At 40.9% G+C, this 25,166-nt stretch carries 16 protein-coding genes; 9 read left to right on the forward strand and 7 right to left on the reverse strand.

Going from position 1 to position 25,166, the window contains the following annotated elements; translation table 11 throughout:
• Positions 1-315: 315 nt before the first annotated feature.
• Positions 316-1,149, forward strand: a complete 834-nt coding sequence (locus H3299_RS10885; protein WP_182417688.1) for an aldo/keto reductase — start codon at positions 316-318, stop codon at positions 1,147-1,149.
• A 99-nt stretch (positions 1,150-1,248) separates the two neighbouring features.
• Here H3299_RS10885 and H3299_RS10890 read toward each other — a convergent pair whose 3' ends face one another.
• The 4 genes from H3299_RS10890 to ileS all read right to left on the reverse strand — a co-directional run bounded on the left by H3299_RS10890 (position 1,249) and on the right by ileS (position 10,923).
• A complete protein-coding gene (locus H3299_RS10890) occupies positions 1,249-2,709 on the reverse strand; it encodes a sensor histidine kinase (RefSeq protein ID WP_182417689.1) in 1,461 nt (486 codons plus the stop codon).
• A gap of 686 nt (positions 2,710-3,395) precedes the next feature.
• On the reverse strand, positions 3,396-6,350 hold the full coding sequence (locus H3299_RS10895) for a hypothetical protein (RefSeq protein WP_182417690.1): 2,955 nt from the start codon (positions 6,348-6,350) through the stop codon (positions 3,396-3,398).
• Between the two features lie 499 nt (positions 6,351-6,849).
• Entirely contained in the window at positions 6,850-7,506 is a 657-nt protein-coding gene (locus H3299_RS10900; RefSeq protein WP_246708065.1) for a hypothetical protein, read from the reverse strand.
• A gap of 495 nt (positions 7,507-8,001) precedes the next feature.
• Positions 8,002-10,923, reverse strand: coding sequence for an isoleucine--tRNA ligase (gene ileS / locus H3299_RS10905; RefSeq protein ID WP_182417691.1), 2,922 nt, complete (start codon positions 10,921-10,923; stop codon positions 8,002-8,004).
• Positions 10,924-11,444: 521 nt separating this feature from the next.
• Between ileS and H3299_RS10910 the strand changes: the two genes are divergently transcribed.
• Positions 11,445-12,068 carry a hypothetical protein gene (locus H3299_RS10910; RefSeq protein ID WP_182417692.1) on the forward strand — a complete coding sequence of 208 codons (624 nt, stop codon included), beginning with the start codon at positions 11,445-11,447 and terminating at the stop codon, positions 12,066-12,068.
• Between the two features lie 79 nt (positions 12,069-12,147).
• Here the strand turns inward: H3299_RS10910 and H3299_RS10915 are convergent, their stop codons facing one another.
• Positions 12,148-12,756, reverse strand: a complete 609-nt coding sequence (locus tag H3299_RS10915) for a YceI family protein (RefSeq protein WP_182417693.1) — start codon at positions 12,754-12,756, stop codon at positions 12,148-12,150.
• An 853-nt stretch (positions 12,757-13,609) separates the two neighbouring features.
• Here H3299_RS10915 and accD point away from each other — a divergent pair.
• Positions 13,610-14,515 carry an acetyl-CoA carboxylase, carboxyltransferase subunit beta gene (gene accD, locus H3299_RS10920; protein WP_182417694.1) on the forward strand — a complete coding sequence of 302 codons (906 nt, stop codon included), beginning with the start codon at positions 13,610-13,612 and terminating at the stop codon, positions 14,513-14,515.
• Positions 14,516-14,620: 105 nt separating this feature from the next.
• On the opposite strand, the gene H3299_RS10925 is transcribed toward accD, so the two are convergent.
• On the reverse strand, positions 14,621-15,136 hold the full coding sequence (locus tag H3299_RS10925; protein ID WP_182417695.1) for an SH3 domain-containing protein: 516 nt from the start codon (positions 15,134-15,136) through the stop codon (positions 14,621-14,623).
• A gap of 344 nt (positions 15,137-15,480) precedes the next feature.
• On the opposite strand from H3299_RS10925, the gene H3299_RS10930 reads away from it, so the two are divergent.
• The gene (locus H3299_RS10930; RefSeq protein WP_182417696.1) at positions 15,481-16,485 is read left to right on the forward strand and encodes a D-glycerate dehydrogenase; all 1,005 of its coding nucleotides are present in this window, start codon (positions 15,481-15,483) and stop codon (positions 16,483-16,485) included.
• A gap of 78 nt (positions 16,486-16,563) precedes the next feature.
• Here H3299_RS10930 and H3299_RS10935 read toward each other — a convergent pair whose 3' ends face one another.
• Positions 16,564-17,460 carry a LysR family transcriptional regulator gene (locus tag H3299_RS10935; protein ID WP_182417697.1) on the reverse strand — a complete coding sequence of 299 codons (897 nt, stop codon included), beginning with the start codon at positions 17,458-17,460 and terminating at the stop codon, positions 16,564-16,566.
• Positions 17,461-17,552: 92 nt separating this feature from the next.
• On the opposite strand from H3299_RS10935, the gene H3299_RS10940 reads away from it, so the two are divergent.
• From H3299_RS10940 to H3299_RS10960, 5 genes are all read left to right on the forward strand, one after another.
• Entirely contained in the window at positions 17,553-18,620 is a 1,068-nt protein-coding gene (locus H3299_RS10940; protein ID WP_182417698.1) for an NADH:flavin oxidoreductase/NADH oxidase, read from the forward strand.
• A 273-nt stretch (positions 18,621-18,893) separates the two neighbouring features.
• Positions 18,894-20,180: an RsmB/NOP family class I SAM-dependent RNA methyltransferase gene (locus H3299_RS10945; RefSeq protein ID WP_182417699.1), complete on the forward strand. Its 1,287-nt coding sequence runs from the start codon at positions 18,894-18,896 to the stop codon at positions 20,178-20,180.
• Positions 20,180-20,812 carry a 5'-methylthioadenosine/S-adenosylhomocysteine nucleosidase gene (locus H3299_RS10950; RefSeq protein WP_182417700.1) on the forward strand — a complete coding sequence of 211 codons (633 nt, stop codon included), beginning with the start codon at positions 20,180-20,182 and terminating at the stop codon, positions 20,810-20,812. The genes H3299_RS10945 and H3299_RS10950 overlap by 1 nt, the downstream gene beginning before the upstream one ends.
• A 50-nt stretch (positions 20,813-20,862) precedes the next feature.
• Complete coding sequence (locus H3299_RS10955; protein WP_182417701.1) at positions 20,863-21,876, forward strand: small ribosomal subunit Rsm22 family protein; 1,014 nt, start codon at positions 20,863-20,865, stop codon at positions 21,874-21,876.
• Positions 21,877-22,622: 746 nt separating this feature from the next.
• A complete protein-coding gene (locus H3299_RS10960; RefSeq protein ID WP_182417702.1) occupies positions 22,623-25,136 on the forward strand; it encodes a DNA translocase FtsK in 2,514 nt (837 codons plus the stop codon).
• The last annotated feature ends 30 nt before the right edge of the window (positions 25,137-25,166 follow it).

Below are 25,166 nucleotides of genomic sequence, written 5' to 3' on the forward strand. Positions count from 1 at the left end.
TATTTTTAAGACATTTTAGCAATTTAACATGTAAAGACTACAATTTTTAAAAATAGCTTATCAAGTTAAATAAAACCGCCATTTTTAATGCAAAACCATCCCCCTTTGATTGACCAACGCCAACACATAAGCTTTTAGGGCAAAAGACCTAGCTTTTAAGTAAAACATAATTTTATGTCTGCTTATAAATAATATATTCATATTTTTAAATATATTTAACAAATAGCCCCCCTAGAAATAGTTGGGAGAGCGGCAATATAAGACGGCTAAAGGTCTTGTGCTAATTTATGCACTAGTTTGTAATTCGAGGTTTTAATGAAAACTGCAACACTACCTAACGGTATTTCTATACCGGCTCTTGGCCAAGGAACATGGGGCATGGGGCAAGGCCGTCTGCCAGCGGGCGAAGAAGCCGATGCTCTACGTCATGGTATTCAAAGGGGCATGACCCTTATCGATACTGCCGAAATGTATGGTGATGGCGGTGCAGAGCAAGTGGTAGGCGAAGCCATGCAAGGGTTTCGTGATGATGTATTTCTTGTCGACAAGGTATTACCATCGAATGCTTGCCGCCTACGCATACAGCATGCATGTGAGCGTAGTTTACGCAACCTCGATACGGATTATATAGACCTATATCTGTTACATTGGCGAGGGGCTTTTGCACTAGAAGAGGTCGTTGAGAGTTTTGAAGCCTTGAAAGAACAAGGTAAGATAAAACATTGGGGCGTGAGTAACTTTGATATTGCGGATATGGAAGAACTCCAAAAGATAGCGCCATCAAACTCCATTGTTACGGATCAAGTGCTTTACAATCTTTTACGACGTGGGATAGAGTTTGATCTTATGCCTTGGTGTAAAAGTCAAGCCATTCCAATCATGGCTTATTCCCCAATTGAGCAAGCGCGTATTTTAAAATATCCACAATTACATCAAATAGCCCAAAAATATCGGGCAACGCCTGCAGCGATTGCACTTGCCTTTGTGTTACGCATTGAAAATATCATTGCTATTCCCAAAGCGTCAGATCCAATCCACATAGATGAGAACCTCATGGCATTAACTATTCATTTGACTGAAGAGGATTTGTTACTATTAGATAAAGTTTTTTCAGCACCTACGTCCAAAACACGCTTAGAAATGCTGTAGAAACTTTTAGAATGCCAGCGTTAAATAAAATAGCTTCATTACTTTAAAATGTGCGGTCACAAAATTTTAAAGCCGCACATGCTAAAAAATTTAAATAGCCTATCTCAAGCGAAAATTTCCACGGGATACTAGTTTCAAGTTTTCAAGTTCAAGAATAATCCTTGCTCCGCCATCTGGTTTATTTTCAAATATTGGTTTTGCATCAAATTGCATGCTCAATTTGGAAATGATAAGGTGACCTAAGCCTTTACCACTAAGACTTTTATTTTTAGCCATGTCATCTGGGAAGCCTTTGCCATTATCCTCAACAATGAGCTTCAATGTGCCGTCGTCATGTCCTTTTAGTGTAACAGCAATAATTCCCGGTTCTTGAGGTATAAACGCATGCTTGACTGCATTGGTTACAAGCTCACCTGCAATAATTGCCAAAGTTGTCGCATCACGGGCGCTAATACGAAGACTTTCGATATTGGTCTTAATCGTAATCCTTGCTCGCTTCGGTTGCGGTAAAGACAGCTCAATATCATTTATAACAGTTTCAAAAAAATCTTTAGTATCAGCTGTATCCATGTCTTCCGACAGGCGCAACCGCCTATGAGCTGTAGCAATAGTCTGTATGTGATCGCGCGCGACTATAAGGGCTGATTTCACCTCATCATTATTTGATTGATTGATCTGAATGGATAATAAGGACGAAACCGTTGCTAAAGAATTGCCAATACGGTGACTTGCATCTTGCAATAAAAATTCAACACGCTGGCGCTCTTTTTCAGCATATTGTGTTGCAGTTTCCAACTCATTGGTGCGCTCCTTTACACGCTGCTCCAATAAAGCATTTTTTAATCCCAAACGATTTTGATAATTTTTTAGTTGCTCCACGTCACGATTTAACTGCTGATTTACAAAATAAGCTAAAACAAAGGTGGTTATAATTGCGGTTAAAGCGATATAGTTAAGAATTGAGCGTAAAAGCCTAAGTCGATCATAATTGGAAATTAGTAAATGTTCTTCTTGCTCAATGAAATTGACAATAAGCTTGGTAATAGGACCTGTTGTTAATCTTTCCTCTACACGTGGCTTTAAGGCAGCATCAACCTTATTAGGTAGCAGGCGAGTGATAGACATCAATTGTTTTAAATATTCCCGCCTTAACAGAACATTTATAGCAACGTCTTGGTACCATGCCTGCCACACTGCATTGCCTCGGGTAATGCTATTAAGTTGGCCAAGATTAAGGTCAATCTCCTCAGTACTATGCGTGAATTTTGTATCGTATTCAGGATTTCTTGTTAGGTAATAAGCACGCTCGGCTTCTGTTTGCGCAATAAGATTAAGTAAAAGATGATCGCATAAATGTCTAAGCTCTGTGGTCGATGATACGGCTAAAAGATGGCGATCAATCGCTTTAGACAATGGAAAAACGGCTGCAGCTGCCGCAATGACTAGAAATAATGTCAACGCAATGGCTTTTTGCCTTAGGCTATTCGTGGCCGTAGTACTTGGTGCAACCTTTATATCTGGATTGATTGGGGGTAAATTTGATAATGAACTATTGGACATACAATTTCCCCAAATGTAATTATAATAATAATGGTATTATATTTTATAATATTAGTATTTTATTATAAGTAATTCTTTCCTCACTTATATGTAGCGAATATAAAATATTAAAAGGGGTATCTTTTATTTTTTTCATACAATCTATATTGTAAAGTTGAATGATTTTTATCGAATTTTGTATTTTGAAAATATCAAGATCTTCTCGCAGTCACTAAGACGCCTATTAATTTTAGCAAATAATATAAGAATCTTTCGTAATAACGAGAAGAAGAGAAGCAGAGAATGTCAATTTTTAAAGACTCATCGACACATTTATCGGGAAACTTATTTCATGCAAAATACACAAATATAGCTGTAATCAACGCGTCCCGAACTCAACCGAGTATATACCAACTCTTCGTTTCCACTCTTGTATATTTTTGCAGTCCATTGGGCTTTGTTCTTAAATAAAATTCTGCAGCTAGCGTTTCACTTATTGCATTTTAATTGATAACTCTGCTTCGTATCGTGCCATAAAATTGCTGAGACTAATGATTTCGTTATATTTTCAAGGGCAAACAGCTCCTAGAAAAGCACCAATTATATAAAAACAAACAAATAGGCGCTTTATGCATTAAAGCATAAAGCGCCTATTTTGTAGTTTGAGGAATTCAATTAATATACTATCAAATTATTGTTCTGGCATTTTACTGTTCAGGTGGTGCAGATGGAACTGGAACAGAGCTCGGCGTAGGAACATTTGCTGGGGTACTTGGTACCGGCACATTATTTGGCATAGGTGTTGGAACAGGAACTTGATTAACCGCGGGCTGCTCAATTTGTGCTGGTTGCCGTACCGATGGAACGGAAATTGGAGCTGAACCATTTGCTATGTTTCCATTTTGAGCCCACTGACCTTTGGCAATCCAATCATCAATAACCTGTTTAAAGATATTGTCACCAAAATCACCTTTATCAATGACAAACTCACCTACACGACCATTTTCATAAATAACTGGCATGGCAATCCAGCGAAACTGACGCATCACGTCAAGATTAAGATTGCGGTTGCTACCGCTTGCATTTGAAGATACTGCAATAATAAAGAAATTTTGATCAACCTTGACTGGTAACATGCCAGATAATTCCTGCCCAGTTGAATTTTCTGCAGCTTTAAATAAAACTCTTCCAATATCTGCAACAGATCCACCATCAAAATTTTCAGGAACAATGAAAATCATATCGATCAAAAAATCTGCTCTAATTGAAGGATCATCATTGCGGCGAATTGTAATTCTTGCTGACAAGTCCTTTTCAGGAATGATAATATCGCCACGAATTGCAAGCTCATCAGGACCGTTGTCCTTACCCTTATTACGAATAAGCTTCCAATCAACCATACCGGGACTAGCAGTGGCAGGCAAAATTGAAGTTGAACGTTCATAAAACTTTGCCACTGAACTACGTTGAGCAATTGATGTTGCTTGGCTTAATGATGTACCTTCACTGCCTGTGTCAGCGCCTGATTGTGAAAGTCCGGCGGTAACTTCGCGTCCGTCAGGCAATAATCTTGTTGTAATTTTGTCCGGCTCAGAAGCAGTAGGATCGCTTTGTGTCGCCTGATCGGCGGGCTTTGGTGGATGGACAAGAGGGACTTCTCCATTTGAGTCACTCTCCCCTTCCACAGGCGCTATGGTATCAGGTGTTGTTATTCCTGCCTGTGCATTACCATCGACATTTTCGCTTACCGCAGGCTTTGGCTCTACGACTGCACTATTTTTTTGCCCTTCTAAATAAAAATAAACACCAGCTGCCAAAGCTGCAATTATAATGGCAAAAACAAATATAATGATGACAATATGGCTGCGTGTGCGATTTTGCTCACGTCTTGAAGATTGACTGAAGATATCAGAAACAAGGTCAAAATTATCATCCATCTTGCTTATTGATGCATCGCCCTTTTCCAGTGAACGATCATTTGAGGTTAGTAGATCATCATTTAATGATGATGCCACCTTTACCTCTTTAGCTTGGCTGCTAACATCAGCTTTTGTAGCTGAACCGCGCACCAAAGGTGGCATCGGCATGATATCATCAGTTTGACCGCGTGCCACATCTTTGCGAGCACCAGCAATATCACGCTCCGCAGCGATATCAAGATTACCATCGAAAGCTCGATAAGCAGATGGATCAAAATTACTGTTTTCAGTTTTGCGTGGCGAGATGGTTTTAGCACCTTCAATACTCAAACGAGCATCGACTTCAAGTACGGCCTTTTCTTTTGCATCAAGATGTTGTTCACTCGCTTGCCTTGCCAATTCCTCATCGCGCGCTTTTGACTTAGCTTCGATTATTGCAGCTTCTTGGGCTGCCGCATGATCCAATGCTGCCAAACGTGCGCCTTCATCTTCGCTAGCGCTTACCTCAGCTGCTATCTTTGCTTCTTCCTCAAACTTAGCTTTTTCTTCCGCTTCAAGTCGCGCTTTTTGTGCAATTTCTACCTCTTCTTGTGCAAGACGAAGTTGCTCAGCCTCATATTTTGCGCGTTCTTCTGCTTGTTTTAAAGCTTGCTCTTCAGCAATTCGGCGTTCTTCTTCGCGCTTACGCTCATTTTCTTCAAATTGTGCTCGTTCTTCTGCTTGTTTTAAAGCCTGCTCTTCAGCAATTCGGCGTTCTTCTTCGCGCTTACGCTCATTTTCTTCAAATTTTGCGCGTTCTTCCGCCTGCCTTAAAACTTGTTCTTCAGCAATTCGGCGCTCTTCTTCGCGTTTACGCTCATTTTCTTCAAATTTTGCACGTTCTTCCGCCTGCCTTAAAACTTGTTCTTCAGCAATTCGGCGTTCTTCTTCGCGCTTACGCTCATTTTCTTCAAATTTTGCGCGATCCTCAGCTTGCTTTAAGGCTTGCTCTGCAGCAATTCTGCGCTCTTCTTCACGTTGACGCTCATTTTCTTCAAAGCGTGCGCGATCCTCAGCTAGCTTTAAAGCTTGCTCTGCAGCAATACGACGTTCTTCTTCACGTTCACGCTCAATTAGCTCTAATCGTGCTTGCTCGGTTGCTACTGTTTCATCTTTGAAAGTTTCAGTAGCTTCTACGCTATTTTCATTGCTTAAGCGATGTTGATCGGCAATCGGCAATATGAATGTATCAGATAGTGGCTCCACATGAGCAGGTTCGTTAACGCCATCAAGACTATGCTCCTCGGACTTAAAGACCTCAGAACTTTGAGACACCATATCAACGTTTGCATTAACGCTATCATGTGCAGGCAATATGCTTGGCTCAGTCGTTAACTCCTGATCGTTTGTGTCTGTTTCATTAGCTGAATGATCAACGACAACTTCAGAACTATATTGTTGAGTTTTAAGCGTGCCAAGCGGTTGGCTTTCGACTACGGTTTCCTCTTGATATTTGTCTTCATCAAAAGAAAAATCCAAAAGCTCATCAAGCCCTTCTTGTGCAAGATAATAAGCCTCAACTTCATCAATTGCACGCTGCAATATTGCACGCTGCTCATCGACAACCTCTTGCGCAAGCGGACTTTCAGAAAGTTTACGCTCAACTGCGGCCTTTGCACGTTCATATATACGCTGCCGCAACTGCGGCGTCATATTACTTTGTGCGTCTATGGTTTTTTTTAAAAGTCCTACAAAGTCTGCCATAAAGCGATAAATCTCTTACATTTAGTACTTGTTTTCATATATATAAGCTTCTAATGCATTTATGGAAGAGTGTGAAGCCGTTTTGTATAAGAATCCGATTAAGGGTTAATAAAACCACATTTTAGCTTAAAAATAACCGCCTATTAGCCATGCATATCATTGGCGCAATATACTAAATTAGTTAAACAGCTTAATTAGGCGAAATTAAATATTATAAACTAGTGTAAATTAAGGTGAGTCGCACTCTACAGCGGCAGCTAATATTTTTTAGTTTTTAATAACACCGGCAATTGTTGATTGTATTTAAAACTTTTAACGTCAAACTCTAAGGCTTAACTGATTTTAAACAAGCTTCTACCCATTTTATTTAATATTTAAAAATATCAAACGCATTTGCTACGACCACAAGCATATTTTATTTTAATTAATTTGGTATATAACAAAAAAGCCAACTTGAACTAACAAGCTGGCTTTGAATTCAATCATTATATACTTTAGTTTAAAATGGCCAAATGCTGCTTTTCTTACCTGATTTAGCCTTACGTTCACGCTCTTTTTGCGCTTCGTCCGGACCTTGCTCATTAACTGGTGCGGTGGCAGCAGGTTGGCGATAAGCAATAGGCGGCTCACTCAAATATTTACGCTCTGTTGCGGTGCCGCCGCTAGCTTCCTTTTTACGACGCAAATATTCTTCGCGTTGCTTTTTCGCGACAGCCTGAGTAGGCATTCTATCAGCACGATCAGCAGCAGCATCAATACCAGATGATAAATAACGCTCGGCATTACCAGGAGAACTGGTGATTGGCGATACATAATCAGGATTATTTTGATTAGCTGTCGCCTCAGCACGCAAACGATTGCGTCTTTGTTCAGGTGATTCTGGCCAATCTGGCGAACCTGCACTTGCAACACTTTGCTGAGGGGTTGGCAAATTGTTTTTTGTTGCCTCATTAGGGCGCACAAGTTCAGGTCGTGGCTTTACTTCAATGCCGGAATTTTTATTTGTCCTAAATGAGAAAAGGTTTGAAAAATCATCAACCATTTGTTGGCCGGATGATTTATCCGTACCATAGGTTGGGCCGCTGACACAGCCAGACACACTAATGCTCAATACTAGAGTTCCAGTAATGATAATACCTGTTTTTAGTTTGCTCACCTTAGTCATCATCCTTTTTAGGATCAATCATCTTGGGCCAGTTTTACAACCAATAAAGACGACTATTCATTTTTCAACCAAATAGTTCGCTTCAAACGATCTATTTCTTCAATTATTATATGGCGATAATATAATACCACATAATGCCGATAACGTAACCTATCAAAATTACGGTAATTTTAGCTATGCTAGCAATTATTTACCGATTAAACTACCATTAAATTTTTCAGAAATCTGTAATCAATGGTATTTTAAATTGCTGACAAATAATGCCTACAATCAATAAATCACAAGCAGGTGTCGCAAATTTAGACAAAAAATGCAAGATTTTAATATGCTTGCATCCTTAGTCCACTTGAATCCCACTATATATCCTTGCATCATGACACATAATCATAAATCAAGAGCATATGATTAAATTTCGCTTAATGCATAATTCAGGCAGCAGCAAGGCAAAAATACGTTGAAAGCGGTTAAACTTTCAACGTACTTAATTTAGTTAGTCAAAAGACCTAATTCTTTTAACTCCCGCAATGCCAATGCATCGCGCCCTGAGACATCTGGATATTCTGGATCACTACCAACATCCTGCGTATAGCGCCATGAACGCGCGCATTTAACGCCCGTTGCTTTTTGTGGCAACACGGCAACATTGGCAACTTCATCCATACTAAATGCGTCGCTAGGTGCTGGTGCATTGGTGATCATAATATCACTAGTGATAGCAATTTCGGCCATATCAAGGCCCTCAACTGCTTTCAACAATTCAACATCATTGATATAAACAATTGGTGCAGCTTCAAGCGAAGAACCAATGCGCTTATCAGCACGTTCAAGTTCTAAGGCACCAGTAATCGCTTTACGCACATGGCGCACTTTACGCCAACGCTCAGAAACTTCATCATTGCGCCACTCTGCCGGTGTTTGTCTAAATTGCTCAATATGCACAGTTTTTGCATTTGGATAATGGGCAAGCCAAGCTTCTTCACAAGTAAATGGCAACATAGGAGCAAGCCAAGTAACAATACGTTCAAAAATATGGCGCACGGTTTGCAAGGCGGCCTTACGGCGAATGGATGATGGAGCATCGCAATAAAGCGAATCTTTGCGGATATCAAAATAAAATGCCGATAGATCAACAATACAAAAATCAAGCAAAGCACGACTGATGCGTTTAAAATCAAAAGCATTATATTCTGTGCGCACCACTTCGTCTAATTCATAAAGGCGATGAAGCATCAGTTTTTCAAGTTCTGGCAAATCCGCATAGGCAACATCTTCGCCGCTATCATGGGCAAGAGTACCAAGCATCCACCGCATAACATTGCGCAATTTACGATAAGAATCAACACTGGTTTGGAAAGTATTCTTCCCAAGGCGTTGATCTTCCCAATAATCGGTATTCATCACCCAAAGACGCAAAATATCAGCGCCAGATTGTTTGATGATTTCCTGCGGTGCAATAACATTGCCAACCGCTTTTGACATTTTTCGGCCCTTTTCATCCAAGGTAAAACCATGGGTTAGAACGGCATTATAAGGCGCGCGGCCGCGTGTTGCACAACTTTCTAACATTGATGAGTGGAACCAACCGCGATGCTGATCTGAACCTTCAAGATAAAGATCCGCAGGCCATTTAAGGTCAGGACGGTCTTCCAAGGTGAATGTATGAGTGGAACCAGAATCAAACCACACATCTAAAATGTCACTTACCATCTGCCAAGGTTCACCTGCACGGCTACCAAGGAAACGCTCACGCGCACCTTCTTTAAACCAAGCGTCTGCACCTTCCACTTCAAAGGCTTCTAGAATGCGTGAATTCACCGCTTCATCAAGTAAGATCTCGCCGTCTTCATTGGCGAAAATAGCAATTGGTACGCCCCATGTACGTTGGCGCGATAACACCCAATCAGGGCGATCTTTCATCATCGCATGCAAGCGATTTTGCCCAGCTTGCGGCACAAAACGTGTTTCCTCAACCGCTTTTAAGGCACGGCTACGCAATGTTGTGCCATCGCCAAGATCTTTGTCCATATAGACAAACCATTGCGGTGTATTGCGATAAATAACCGGCTTTTTGGACCGCCAACTATGGGGATAATCATGAGTGATACGGCCACGTGCGAAAAGATGATTGCGGGCAATCAACTCATCCATCACAGATTTATTGGCGTCCCCCATTTTACCATTATCATCGATAACACGGGCCGCGCCACCTTCACGATCAGCGCCAAAGCCCGGTGCGTCACTGGTATAAAAACCACCATCATCAACAGGGAAAGGAATACTTGGATCAATGCCAAGACTTTGCAATTTACGGGTTGATGAAAGCCAGATGTCAAAATCTTCACGGCCATGGCTTGGCGCCGTATGCACAAAGCCAGTACCTGCATCGTCTGTGACATGATCGCCATCAAGAAGCGGTACAGTAAATTCATAGCCGCCGCCAAAACCTTGCAATGGGTGGAATAGGAGAGTTGCGTCAAGTTCATCACTATTGACATCGCGCAACTTTTTAAAGCTAAGCTTTGCTTTTTCTGCGCAAGCTTGTGCAAGATTATTAGCAAAAATGACTTTTTCACCAACTCGCGGCCCAAAATCATTTTCAGCCGCTACAATCTCATAAAGTCCATAGGCAATTTTTGACGAAAAAGAAACAGCGCGGTTACCTGGAATTGTCCAAGGTGTCGTTGTCCAAATAACAACAAATGCGTCTTTAAGATCTTCTGCCTGTGTATCTTTGACTGGAAATTTAACCCAGATAGCATCAGAAACATGGCTATGGTATTCAACTTCAGCTTCAGCCAAAGTTGTGCGTTCAACCACTGACCACATAACTGGCTTTGAGCCGCGATAAAGCTGGCCACTCATAGCAAATTTCATCAATTCGCCGGCAATACGTGCTTCGGCGTGGAAAGCCATAGTCGTATAAGGCTGTTCAAAATCACCGATAACACCAAGGCGCTTAAATTCTTCTGATTGAAGCCCAATCCACTGGGCTGCAAATTCGCGGCATTCTTGACGAAATTCATTGACTGGAACATCGTCTTTATTTTTACCGGCATTGCGGTATTTTTCTTCAATTTTCCATTCAATTGGCAAGCCATGGCAATCCCAACCGGGGACATAATTGGCATTAAAACCACGCATTTGAAAAGAACGGGTAATAACATCTTTCAAAATTTTATTGAGCGCATGGCCGATATGAATATTGCCATTGGCATAAGGAGGGCCATCATGCAAAACATATAGGGGACGGTCCTTTGCTTCTTCGCGCAACACTTTGTAAAGATTCATTTCTTGCCATTTCGCCAAAATCTCTGGCTCACGCTGCGGCAAGCTTGCGCGCATGGGAAAATCTGTTTTTGGCAAAAATAACGTGGTGGAATAATCAATTGTCTGGTTAGTATCAGTCATTGAAAAATCTTTCTGATTGTCTTTTTGACAATATAATTGGAAATAAGCTTATTATATTGAAATGATCAATATAGGCAAATTGGAATTGGCAACAAAGCGCAATAGCGCTGACTTTAATTAATGGTTACCCACCATTAAACGGCATAAAATCCCGGACCTTTCCATGACCTAATTGGTCAGATAAAAGGCCGGGCGACTAATTCGCCCCTCAATTCGTCTGCTACATATTATAAATATATTTTTGCCATAATGTTTCATAAATGCCTTTTACAACGGACTTTATCGAAATAAAACAAAAATTATCTAAAATTATAGAAAAAAGCCATTTCCTTACAGGCGATAGAGAAATGCAAATGACTTTTATATCGTAACGGTATTTAATTTTTACAAAAATCAACTAAAGAGATATTGCAATATAAAGTCATTATTTTATGATTTTGAGATTAGGAAATATCCATTAAACTAATAGTATAGCACATTATTTTACGCCCATATGGTTATTTAAAACAAGGCTGGACTTCATGAAGAAAATTTTGACCAGTGCTTTTGCACTCTTATCTTTAAGCGTATTGAGTAGCGCAAACGCCCAAACAACTCCTCAATCGGCAGTTGAAGCATTAATGCAATGCGACAGCAATTTTTTTAAGGAAATCAAAAATATACCTAGCCTTAAAGGGATAACAAGCCAACTGAATACAACCAATATTGAAGCGAAGGGAAGTTTATCCATACCTTTAAATTATACATCCCCTGAAGGTATAAAAATCAATAAATTCACGATTGATTATTCTGACTTTGATTCGCTTAAGAAACTTGGAATTTCTGGACCACAAGGCAAATTTTATTATTGGGGATTTGAAACAAAACAATCATTAAAACAGATTATCTCTTTACTCTCTAAAAATAATCAATTGATTCAAGATAGAGGTATTTATATTTATAATCCGATGATAAAAACTGGAAAGAATGGCAAATGGCAGCCAAATAGAGCTGCATTGCATGGAACCATGCCAAAACCAAAAGTTGCTGAAAAAGTGCTTATTATCGAACAAAGTAAAAAAACAAATGTTGTCAGTATTTCTTGCACTTTACAGGGCAATGTCAGCAAACAAGATCTTATTGCAGCCGGACTGCATAAAAAATAAGTTAAAAACAGAATTTTAAGATGCTTATAAAAATCCGCCCTATGCGCCAAAATGGCAAAGCATAGGGCGGATTAAACTATTATTGCTGATGGAATTCGGTTTCAATAACCAAATTTACATCATCGCTAACCATTGGCACCATGGCGCTTAAACCAAATTCAGAGCGCTTGATAACGCCTTTAGCTGAAAAACCGAGAGCTGCCTTTTTTGTCATTGGATGTGGAGTAAGAGCTGTATTAAAAGTAACATCCAAAGTTACAGGCTTGGTTACACCATGGAATGTCAAGTCACCAGTTACTTTACCAGTTTTTTCGCCAGTTACTTCAATCGCAGTTGATTTGAAAGTAATGGTTTTATATTGAGCAACATCAAAGAACTTTTCGCCAGCCAATTCTTCATTAAACTTATTTGGTTCTGATTGGTGATTTGTATCAACCGAAGCTGGATCAACAGTAACTTCAAGAGTTGACTTTGAAACATCTGATGGATCGAGAACAAGGTTACCCTCAATCTTGTCAAAGCGAGCAATATAATTTGAAAGACCAAAGTGCGAAACACTCCAAAGCAAATTAGTGTGGTTTGGATCCAAAGAATAATTGCCTTGTGGAGCCTCAATTGAAGCAGCATGTGCAAAGCTGCTGCTTACAGCAAGAAGAGCAACAGTAGCAAGGGTCTTGATAAGGCGCATGAAAGATTCCTTTTGGTTTATGATAACTTGTCCTTAAAGTATCTCAATAGAACCATTTGTGAAGTGGATAAATCGTAACGACTTGTTTCCATTTCTTTGACAGTGAAGACATATATTTGCGTTGCCAATATTCTGCATAGAAGTATGACCTATAGAATTATTAAACTAGGCGCCAATTATTACCCCGGAAAACACCTACAGCTAATTGCACAAAAATTGAGCAATTATTATTTTCAATCGAAAATAAATCTAATTCCGCGTTTTATTTAATCAATTTTTGCTGAGTAATTACGCATAATGCCTAAAATCTATAAGCCATGCAAAAATGCATATCTGCCTTGCTATAGTGTTAGTTGTATTGTGATGAAAAAAAGAGCAATATTCAGAGGTCTCAAGAATTTGTCTCCTCCCATTGCATTTTCTTGAGTGTTCCCCTCTGAAGGTTTTGCCCTAGATGGCACCTTCATAACTTGCCGGACTTTTGTCCGGCTTTTTTTTTGGTTTTTTATCTTATACTTGTTTTGCATTGAATTATTTTTTACTGATGTAAAATCAATGAGCCCTACTTTGAATACTCATTGTCGATTACTGCCAATATCAAAACCCAACCCATCTAGACTTTTCAAAACATCAAAATTTTTCAACATATAATCTAAGAAGAGAAAAACTAGTATTTTTTGCTTATTGATCAAGATTGTCGTCAAGGCTTTTCATTTTTGCCATTTTGTGTATTTATAAGAAATATTAATATTGCCATTAAGGCATAGAAAATGCCAAAAATCAGCTGATAAGAATTTATTGATCATTTTAGATTAAGTTGCGCAAAAATGATCTGGAAGGAAAGCCTAAAGAGATGAACTGGATTACAAATTTTGTTAGGCCCAAAATTAATTCAATGTTGGGTCGACGTGATATGCCTGAAAACCTATGGATCAAAGATCCTATCAGCGGTGAAATGGTATTCCATAAGGATCTGGTTGAAAACCAATATGTGATTCCCGCTTCTGGTCATCATATGCGTATTCCGGTCAAGGATCGCTTAAAGCATTTTATGGATGATGGCGTTTATGAAACTTTGGAAAACCCCAAGGTTGTGACCGACCCGTTAAAATTTCGCGATGAAAAGCGTTATATTGACCGCCTTAAGGATTATCGTTCCCGCACGGGCATGGATGATGCTATCGTTAATGCACGCGGCACTATTGAAGGTTTGCCAATCATTGCAACCGTTCAGGATTTTTCCTTTATGGGCGGATCTTTAGGTATGGGAGCTGGCGAAGCAATTGTAAAAGCTTTTGAAACAGCCATCGCCGAACATCGCCCACTTGTTCTATTTACGGCATCGGGCGGCGCACGTATGCAAGAAGGTATTTTATCCTTAATGCAGATGCCACGCACCACCGTTGCGATAGAGCGTATGAAAGAAGCAAAACTCCCCTATATTGTGGTATTAACTAACCCAACAACTGGCGGCGTTTCTGCCTCTTATGCAATGCTTGGCGATATCCATATAGCTGAACCAGGTGCAACAATTGGCTTTGCTGGTGCCCGCGTTATTCAGCAAACAATCCGTGAAACTTTGCCTGAAGGCTTCCAAAGCGCTGAATATCTTAAAGACCACGGCATGGTTGATATGGTGGTTTCCCGCCTTGACTTAAAAGAAACCATTGCCCGTCTTTTGCGCTTGATGATGAAAATGCCTGCACCGCAGCCAGTCGAATCAATTATTGATGAAGCTGTCAACCAACCTGCAGCATAATTGCTTAATTTATCCCCCTATCAATATTAATAGGGGGATAGAGAAAAATATATAAGGCACTTTTATTTAAAAATTTTAGTTTTTATCAAAAGCACTTTTATTCCTTTATTTTTTGATTTCTTCACCAGGATACACCCCCCAAAGGTCCATTTGCTTTAAATAGCCACGGTAACCATGGATTTCCATCTCGCACCACATGCCATCGCAAGCACGTACATTGCCTATAACGCCTGATTGCACTTCTGCGACCAAGGCGCCTTCGTTATCAGGTGTTTTTCGCATAACAAATAATTGGTCATCCTTAACCCAAGGCGCAGTCATGGCCGTACGCCTTCCATCAAGCTGCCCACCATTTACCCAGCCTGTTTCACCATTTGCATCACGAATACGGCGCCATTGATCATACTCAGCTATGATTTCAACAGGCAACCCTTTTTTCTTGTAAACCCAGGCAATTTTATATTTATTTGAGTCGGGACCAACACGAACATTGATTTTGTCAAATTTCAAACTAACAAAGCGCGGAATTGGTAATTGGCTATTTTTGCCAAGATTTGTCGGCGCAACTTGCGCGGTTTCGTTTACCACCCCATTATCTTGGCTTTCAGAATCTTGGGCCATAGCCAATCCGCCCCCAGCCAATAGGGTCGCAAATATCAAAAGCGATGTTCTCAAAATAGCAGAAAATTGCACAACCAACCTCATTGTCATTCCAATTAAATTTTTATTGCATTTAAACTGGCAAATGCTAAACATTTGAATAGAATATGCAGTCAGCATATCTCATTATCTGCATAGCTATATGCCAAGCTGGTTAATGAGCAGTCAATAGAATGCAAAATATATGATCTTTGTTTATTGTTAGTTTTTATTAACAGGCATCTTTAAAATATACGGACGTTCTTTTCAACTTAACAGGTTGATTAAATTGTAGAATTTTTTACTTTAAACATTTGGGATACGGAATGACCGATCAAAAAAAGCCACTTGTTGTTTTAACTCGTAAATTACCTGATCCGATTGAGACGCGAATGGGAGAGCTTTTTGACGTCCGTCTTGCGCCAGACCAAGCAATGACTAAAAGCCAATTGATTGAAGCAATAAAAATTGCGGAAATTTTGGTTCCAACGATTCATGATCGCATTGACGCTGAATTAATTGCAAAAGCAGGACCACAATTAAAACTTATCGCAAGTTTTGGTAATGGCACTGATCATATTGACGTTGCTGCAGCCACTAGCCGTGGTATTATTGTTACCAATACCCCCAATGTTTTAACGGAAGACACCGCAGATATGACTATGGCACTTATTCTTTCAGTGCCACGGCGTTTGGTTGAGGGTGCTAATGTTTTAAACAGTAAATCTGGAAATTTTTGGCCCGGTTGGTCACCAAATTGGATGCTAGGCCGGCGAATTTGGGGTAAAAAGCTCGGTATAATCGGCATGGGGCGCATTGGTACAGCCGTTGCAAGACGCGCACGCGCCTTTGGGCTTTCCATTCATTATCATAATCGCCGTCGCGCCAATAACGCTATTGAAGATGCTTTAGGTGCAACCTATTGGGAAAATCTCGACGAGATGCTCAAAAATATGGATATTGTATCCATCAATTGTCCATCAACACCTGCAACATTCCATTTACTTTCAGCCGAGCGACTTAAAGCAATGCAAAAAAGTGCTTATATTGTTAATACCGCGCGTGGTGAGTTAATTGATGAAGAAGCACTTATCACCGCAATTGAAAATGATCACTTAGCTGGTGCTGGTCTTGATGTATTTGAAAATGAGCCCACCATTAATCCACGCTTGCTTGAGCTTGCCAAAGGTGGTCGGGTGGTTTTACTACCCCATATGGGTTCAGCAACTATTGAAAGCCGGATTGATATGGGCGAAAAAGTCATTATCAATATCCGCGCATTTGTCGATCATCATCGCCCACCAGACCGCATTCTCCCAACCCGCGCTTAACGCCAATTTCAATCAAAACAGGCGATTTGGATATTTGAAAAGCCAGAAAATCACATTCACTAAAAAACGCATTAGCTATTACGAAAATGACTGTAGCATTAATTGGCGCAGCCATTTTTGTATCTGATCGTGATGATTACGTTCATGCCATGCCATAATTTTTGTATAGCCGCTAATCTCCAAAGGTGGCGGTAGCAATGCTAAATTGGTAAAGCTTTTAGCCAGTCGTTCGGGTGCAACGGTTATAAAATCACTTTTTTGCAAAATACTAGGTAACATTAAAAAGCTGGTTACCGATAATGACACTCGGCGCTTACGACCAATTTTTGCCAATGCTTCATCGCTAACACCATAAAATTGCCCACCATCATTCGACACCAAAACATGTTCAAGTGAACAAAACTCATCAAGCGTCAAATTTTGTTTTTGCGCCATAGGGTGATCTTTACGCATCAAACAAACATAACGCTCATGATAAATAATACGACTACGTAATAATGGTGGCGAATTTTTTGGGTCGGTTAAAATAAGATCTAGTTCACCGCGCGCCAACATCGATTGCACATCAACATGGTGGTAAGAAATAAAAGAAAGATTTACCCGTGGTGCAATTTTTTTTAATGCAAGAATAAAGGGAAGCCCAATCACCTGCATATCATTATCATTGGCGGCAATTTTGAAGGTTACATCTAAAAATGCTGGATCAAAAACCACCGGTTGAACGAGCTTATCAATATCAGACAAAATTTGCTTTACAGGCGCTGCCAAGCTTAAGGCGCGGTCGGTCGGCACGATGCCATGCGAACTTCTCACAAATAATGGGTCATTAAATTTGTCACGCAATCGATTTAACATGCTGCTCACCGCAGGTTGCGTCAGCGATAATTTATTGGCTGCTTTTGTAACATTACACTCTTCTAAAAGTGCATTTAAAGCTTTTAATAAATTAAGATCAAGCGTCTTGATATTATCCATATTTATACTAATTATACAAATCATTTATTTTACTGATAACAGCAGCTGGGATAGGCTTCAAGCAGATTTATTTTAAGTTAGGATTAATTCAAATGGCAAAATTGCGTTATCTCAATACAGCATATAATATTAAAAACCTTGAATTAAAAAACCGCGTCGTTATGCCGCCCATGTGTCAATATCAAGCACAGGATGGAATGCCTAATGAATGGCATCATATTCATTATGCATCGCGCGCTGTTGGCGGTGTTGGACTCATCATTGTTGAAATGACCAATGTTGCCGCCAATGGGCGTATTTCACCTAATTGCCTAGGCTTATGGAATGATGAACAAAGAGATGCATTTAAACCCATTGTTGATGCTGCCCATCAACAAGGCGCAAAAATAGCCATCCAAATTGCCCATGCAGGACGCAAAGCGCTTGGCACAACCAATGTCGTTTCATCATCAGCCATGATATATGATGGAAGTGCTGACGCAGGGGATGGCAAATGGTCTTATCAAATGCCCCACGCATTGAGTATTGATGAAATTGATGAAATAGTGGTAGCATTTCGCAATAGCGTTAAACGCGCTGTTGAAGCTGGCTTTGATGCCATTGAATTGCATGGCGCCCATGGCTATCTCATTCATCAATTCTATTCGCCTAAAATGAATCTTCGCGATGATGAATATGGCAAAGACAAAATGCTATTTGGTGAGCGGGTTATTAAAGCTGCAAAAGAGGTCATGCCGGCTGAAATGCCCCTTTTCGTGCGAATATCAGCACAAGAATATGGCGAAAATGGATTTGATGTTGATTATGGATGCCAAGTTGCCAAACGTTTTGTTGCAGCCGGCGCAGATGTTCTTCATGTGAGCGGTGGCGGAGACGGCAAATTAGACCCCAACCATACACCAACTTTTCATGCTGGTTATCAGGTATATCTTGCAGATGCGGTTAAACAAGCAACGGCCGTTCCGGTTATTGCGGTTGGCATGTTAGATGATCCGCAGGTTGCTGATTTTGTGTTAGGTAGCAATGCAGCTGATCTTATTGCGGTCGGCAGAGGCTTATTACGCGATCCCTATTGGCTATTAAACGCCCAATATAATCAAAAAGGTGCAGATTTTAGCCCTGTAGATTTTGTGCCAAAATCCTATAATCGCGCTTTTTAATATATTTTTTGAAACCTACGCCTCCATGAATGCCATGAATACTTGACTGTATTGTAACAAAAAGCACTTATGGAGGTATTATTTACTCAACCCTTTACACAGCAAAAAGGATATCCATAACCAATTTCTCAGCCCTTGCCCTTATTCCATTTTTTCATTATAGCAAGCATGAATAAAAATTATAAACTGCAATGCTTTATAAATGCGTAGTTTGTAAGTCGTAAAGCAGTGATGCGAGTAACATCACATCATTGATAAAGGTAGGAATAAAAAATGCGATTGGGCGGCCGTCTTCAAGCAGCGATTGAAGTTTTAAAAGATATTGAGACACGCAAACGTCCTGCAGCTGACGCATTAAAAGATTGGGGACTTTCCCACCGCTTTGCAGGATCTGGCGATAGGGCTGCAATAGGTAATATCGTTTATGATGCTTTGCGTCGCCGTCTATCCATTGCTTATCGCATGGGCGATAATAGTATTGAAAAATTAGCCTTTGGCGCTTTAATGAGCGAAGGCGGCATGAATTTTGCAACCCTTGATGCAGCATTGCATGATGACCGTTTTGCGCCAGAACAATTGGATGGAAACACACGCAACCATTGGCAAAATGCTAATATTGCTGATGCAGCCGATTATATACAAGCTGATATTCCACAATGGTCTATAACTTATTTCCAAGACCTATTTGGCGTTAATTGGATTAAAGAAGCCGCTGCCCTTGGCGAGCGCCCACCACTTGATTTGCGCGTTAATAGTTTAAAATCTAATCGCGAACGCGTGTTGAAAGAGCTAGCAGAAACACATGCTCAGCCAGTTGACTGGTATGATGAAGCAATTCGCATTGCCCCCATTGAAGGACTAGGCCGCCACCCAAATGTGCAAGCTGAACCGGCTTTCCAAAAAGGTTGGTTTGAAGTGCAAGACCTTGGCTCGCAAATTGCAGCTCACTTGGTTGATGCTAACGGCCATGAACAAATTCTTGATTATTGCGCTGGCGCTGGTGGTAAAACCATGGCCCTTGCCGCCCAAATGGATAATCGTGGCCAAATTCACGCATATGACGCGGAAAAAAGCCGTCTTGCGCCAATTTTTGACCGCTTGCGCCGTGCCGGCGTGCGCAATAGCCAAGCGCATGCTAATCTAAAAGAATTAACCCCATTAAAAGGCCAAATGGATTGTGTATTGGTTGATGCACCATGCACAGGTACTGGCACATGGCGCCGTCGACCAGACGCGAAATGGCGCCTTACTGAAACACAGCTAGAACGCCGCGTTGAAGAGCAACGCCAAGTGCTTGATAATGCCCTTGAGTTTGTCAAAGATAATGGCCGCCTTGTTTATATTACTTGCTCACTTTTTGCGCCTGAAAATGATGAGCAAATAACCAGTCTTTTGGCACGTGAACCCAATTTGCAAAAAATCGATATGCAAGACCTATGGCAAAAGCGCATGTCTGCCAAAAGCCCAGCGCCACATTTTTCAAAGCATGGTATTGTTTTGTCACCTAAAAGCACGCAGACAGATGGGTTTTATATCAGCGTCCTTGAAAAGAAAGCATAATGGCAATAAAGGCAATCTTAACTGAAAAAACGGGTAAAAAATTTCTGTTTCTCATGGCAGCTCAAGCTGAATATGGGGAAAAGCTAAAACAGATTTTTACCCCGCTTTTTATTGGTGTTGGGCCAGTTGAAGCGGCCGTAAATACCGCCATTGCATTATCAAACTTAAGCGCACAAAATTGCCTACCCGATTATGTCATTTCTCTTGGCTCTGCCGGCGCACAAAATTTGCATCAAACAGGCGTTTATCAAGTAGCGTCGGTTTCTTGGCGCGATATTGATGCGAGCGCATTTGGCGTTGAAAAAGGCTTAACGCCATTTTTAGACCTGCCAAAAGAAATAGAATTGCCATGCTTTTTAAACAACCTGCCAAAAGCTCGGCTATCAACCGGCAGTAATGTTGTTTCAGGCAGTGCCTATAATGAGATTGATGCAGATATGGTTGACATGGAAACCTATGCAGTATTGCGGGCATGCCAACAATTTAATCTGCCGCTTATTGGTTTGCGCGGTATTTCTGATGGCAAACATGAAATCAACCATATTGACGATTGGCAGCTATATCTCCATATAATTGATGAAAAGCTAGCCAATTGCGTCGATGAATTATTGAATGTGCTTGCAAAAACTTAAGCTATTTCATTTTAAAACCATTTCATTTTTAAAATTGAGTTTGAACCCAAATGGAACTACCTGCAGACTTGCGGCAAGCTGGTGAAGAGCTTTTAGCCAATGTTTCAATCAACGAGTTGAGCAATGCCTCAAAACGATTGAGCCAGCGTTATCGTACTGAAACACGCGATGGCCGCATGCATCTTGATAGTTCCATGGCGGCAAAAGCCTATATTGCTGCACGGCTACCGGCAACCTTTGCCGCCGCCTATAAGGCGCTTGATGAAGCTTATGCTGTGCTTGGAGATTTTGCCCCTAAAACTATGCTTGACGCGGGCTCTGGACCCGGAACAGTATTTTTTGCGGCACGCGAAGTTTTTGAAACCCTTGAAAATATAAGCCTTTTTGAGCAAAGTGGCGACATTCAAAAAATTGGCGAGCAATTATGCCAAAAAACCAGCCATATTAATCAAACGGTTACATGGTGCCATGAGGATTTAAGCAAACAAGCAGCTCTTGACGCTCTGCCAATTGCTGACCTTGTCACCTTGGGTTTTGTTCTTGATGAATTGCACGATGACCAGCAAGATAGGTTGATAAGCAGCCTTTGGCAAAAATGTGCAGGTGCATTGGTGATTATTGAGCCCGGCACGCCGGCAGGTTGGAAACGCATTTTACGCCAGCGGCAAAACCTTGAAAAGCTTGGTGCCTTTATTGCTGCCCCTTGCGCACATTTAGCCCCCTGCCCTTTAACGCAATTAAATGCAAAAATTGACAGCAAAACCCAAGAGGATTGGTGTCATTTTTCGGTGCGCCTCGCACGCTCAAAACTTCATCGCCTTACCAAGCAAGCAGAAGTCCCTTATGAGGATGAAAAATTTTGCTATCTTGTTGCGTCGCGTTTTGCACCACAACAGATTGAAGCGCGTATTTTAAGCCATCCACAAAAAAGCAGTGGCCGCTTTGCTTTTAAGCTTTGCACTGATAAAGGCAATGTTGAAATACGCCAAATTACGCGCCGTGACGGTGATTTATTTAAACAGGCGCGCCGCCTTGAATGGGGCGATGCCTTAAAGAGCGGTTGATTACATTCAACAATATCAGCTGCGGATTTAATCTTAAAAAACACAATAATTTTTGTGAGACCATCAATAATTATTAATTTATATCCCTAAGGGAACTCATCAGAAAATATAAATTTTCCATTTTTGCGACTTTCTTCTGAAGTATTTATGTGGTGCAAAAAAGAAGAAATGACGGTATCGATTAAATATCTACATGCATCATCTTCATTAGCGAATTCTTTAACGTCATATCGATTTCCGATCTCACTATAAAAAACTGCCCAATCTTCTTTTGGTAAATAATTATAAGTGATACAATAACACATTCCATTTCCAAGAGAGTTAAATCCAAAAAGATGGCTAGATAATCCTAATTGCGAAAAATAGTTTTTTGTTCGGGAGATATTTAAAGGTTTTTCTTTTTAAACCATCATTCTTATTTCCTTATTGGCTAATTGTTACGGCGTATGTGTTCAAACCGTTTCACCAAAAAACCATTTAAACGCATTATTTCACGAACAAAAAAACTAAAATTTTCTCGTGAAATCCAATGGATAGATATGGTTGTGCCGATTATTTTACCCCAAAGCCACGAATAATAAAAGATTAAGCTGCTAAAATTATTCGTTGCAAAGGACAATTCTTGTCTTTTCTAATCCAATTTAATTGTTGGTCCGCAACTTTAGGTTAATTTGCCCTTAACTCTCGCTTGCTATAATTTCCAAAATTAAAACCGTTTTAGGTTGGATCGCATTTAGGATTTTAAAATGAGACAAGGGCACTCTGCTTATAATTTACCAGATGAAGACGACTATCAAGCACCACGCTTTAGCCATGTGCTTTTTCGTCAGCTTGGTACATTTTTAGGTCTTGGCCTACTTATTTTAATTGGTCTTGCTGGCACCGCTCTTGCTACTTGGAATTTTGCCGACCCATCATTAAGCTTTGCCAATAATAACCCCGTTACCAACCAGCTTGGTTTTTGGGGCGCAGCCTATGCGGATATTGCCTTGCAGTTTTTTGGCCTTGCAGCTCCGGTTAATTTATTGCCACCATTTTTTTGGGCAATTTTATTACTGATGCAACGCGATATTCCAAAGCCCATAACCCGCATCATTCTATGGGGACTTTCAGGCATTTTCTTTGCAACCGCTATTGCAACTATTCCTCCTATTGCAGGTTGGCCTATGCCAATGGGCCTCGGCGGCGTTGTTGGTGATAAGTTTTTAGGCTTTTTTGACCAATTACTGTCCTTCATGCCCAAAACATTACGCGATATTGTTATTGCTATTGTTTTTACCCCCCTTGCTTTGATAACCGCTGCCTATGCTGGCGCAGTAATTGGGCGCAATAAAGCTAAAAAGCGCCAAAAATTAGCAGAAGTTAAACGATCCAACCGCGTTGAAGATTATGAAGATGCGCCGCGTGCCGGCATCTTTGTGACGATGTTTGGTTTAACCATGCATCTATTCATGCGCGTATCAGCATTTTTTGCACGGATCAAAGCAAAGCGCGCCGAAAAATTTGCCTTAAAAGAACAGCGTAAGCCATCAAACAAGCAAACGGAAATACGCACAGCAAGACAAACCACAACATCGAACCAACGTGTTGAGCCAAACTTTAGCCAAGACATTGACGAGCGTGGCGATCATAATGCAATGCCCAACAATAATGAGCGCGTGGCGATAGAAACGCGGCAAAGCCTTACCGCAGATCGCAAGCAAGATACACGTCGGCAAAGTAACATTACCAAAAAAACCACTAGCAATGGCTTTGAATTGCCTCATCTAGAGTTCTTAGCTGAACCAAAAGAAACCTTTAAAGATGCTTCGCTTTCCAAAGATCAATTGGCGCAAAATGCCGAACTTCTTGCCCGCGTTTTAGAAGATTTTGGGGTAAAGGGTGCAATCATTGATGTAAGGCCGGGGCCTGTGGTTACACTTTATGAGTTTGAGCCGGCGCCGGGGGTGAAATCATCACGTATTATCAGCCTTGCCGATGATATTGCTCGCAATATGAGTGCGATATCTGCCCGTATTGCTGTGGTGTCAGGTCGCAATGCTATTGGTATTGAATTACCGAACAAACATCGTGAAACAGTTTATTTACGTGAAATTTTTGAAACCCGTGATTATCGCGATAGTAAAGCAAAGCTTGGCCTTGCCTTAGGTAAAACGATTGGTGGCAATGCGGTTATTGCAGATCTTGCCAAAATGCCCCATGTGCTCGTTGCAGGTACCACTGGCTCGGGTAAATCTGTCGCTATTAACACCATGATTATGTCACTTCTTTATAAGCATACACCACAAGAATGCCGCCTTATCATGGTAGACCCTAAAATGCTGGAACTGTCAGTCTATGACGGTATTCCGCATTTGCTAACGCCGGTTGTAACCGACCCCAAAAAAGCTGTTGTCGCATTAAAATGGGCGGTGCGTGAAATGGAAGAGCGTTATCGCAACATGTCCAAACTTGGCGTGCGCAATATTGACGGCTTTAATGAGCGTTTGCAAAAGGCAAAAGAAAATGGCGAAAGCCTATCACGCACCGTGCAAACTGGCTTTGATAATGAAACAGGCAAGCCGATTTTTGAAACCGAACATTTTGATATGACAACCATGCCCTATATTGTGGTTATCATTGACGAAATGGCCGACTTGATGATGGTTGCCGGCAAAGAAATTGAGGGCGCGGTACAACGTTTAGCGCAAATGGCACGTGCTGCAGGTATCCACGTAGTTATGGCAACCCAGCGCCCGTCCGTTGATGTTATTACCGGTACGATTAAAGCCAACTTCCCAACCCGCATTTCCTTTTCGGTTACTTCTAAAATTGACAGTCGCACAATACTTGGCGAACAAGGCGCCGAGCAATTATTGGGCCAAGGCGATATGCTGTTTATGATGGGCGGCGGCCGCATTCAACGCGTACATGGACCATTTATCGGCGATCATGAAGTAGAAACCATTGTAAATCACCTTAAAACCCAAGGCACACCAGAATATCTTGATGCTGTCATGGAAGACCAAGGCGATGACGAAAGTGATAATTCAAGCAATAATAGTAACATGGCCAATAGTGAAGATCCCTATGATCAAGCCGTTGCTATTGTTCTTCGCGACAAGAAAGCCTCAACATCCTACATTCAGCGCCGCCTTGGCATTGGCTACAACCGTGCGGCCTCTATCATTGAACGCATGGAAGAGGAAGGCATTATTAGCCCTGCCAACCATGCCGGCAAACGAGAAATATTGTTAGAAGACGGCAATGAAAATTATTAAAAAGATGATTTCATAAAACACCATAAAGAC

Source organism: Bartonella sp. HY038, from assembly GCF_014117425.1.
Taxonomy (GTDB): Bacteria; Pseudomonadota; Alphaproteobacteria; order Rhizobiales; family Rhizobiaceae; genus HY038.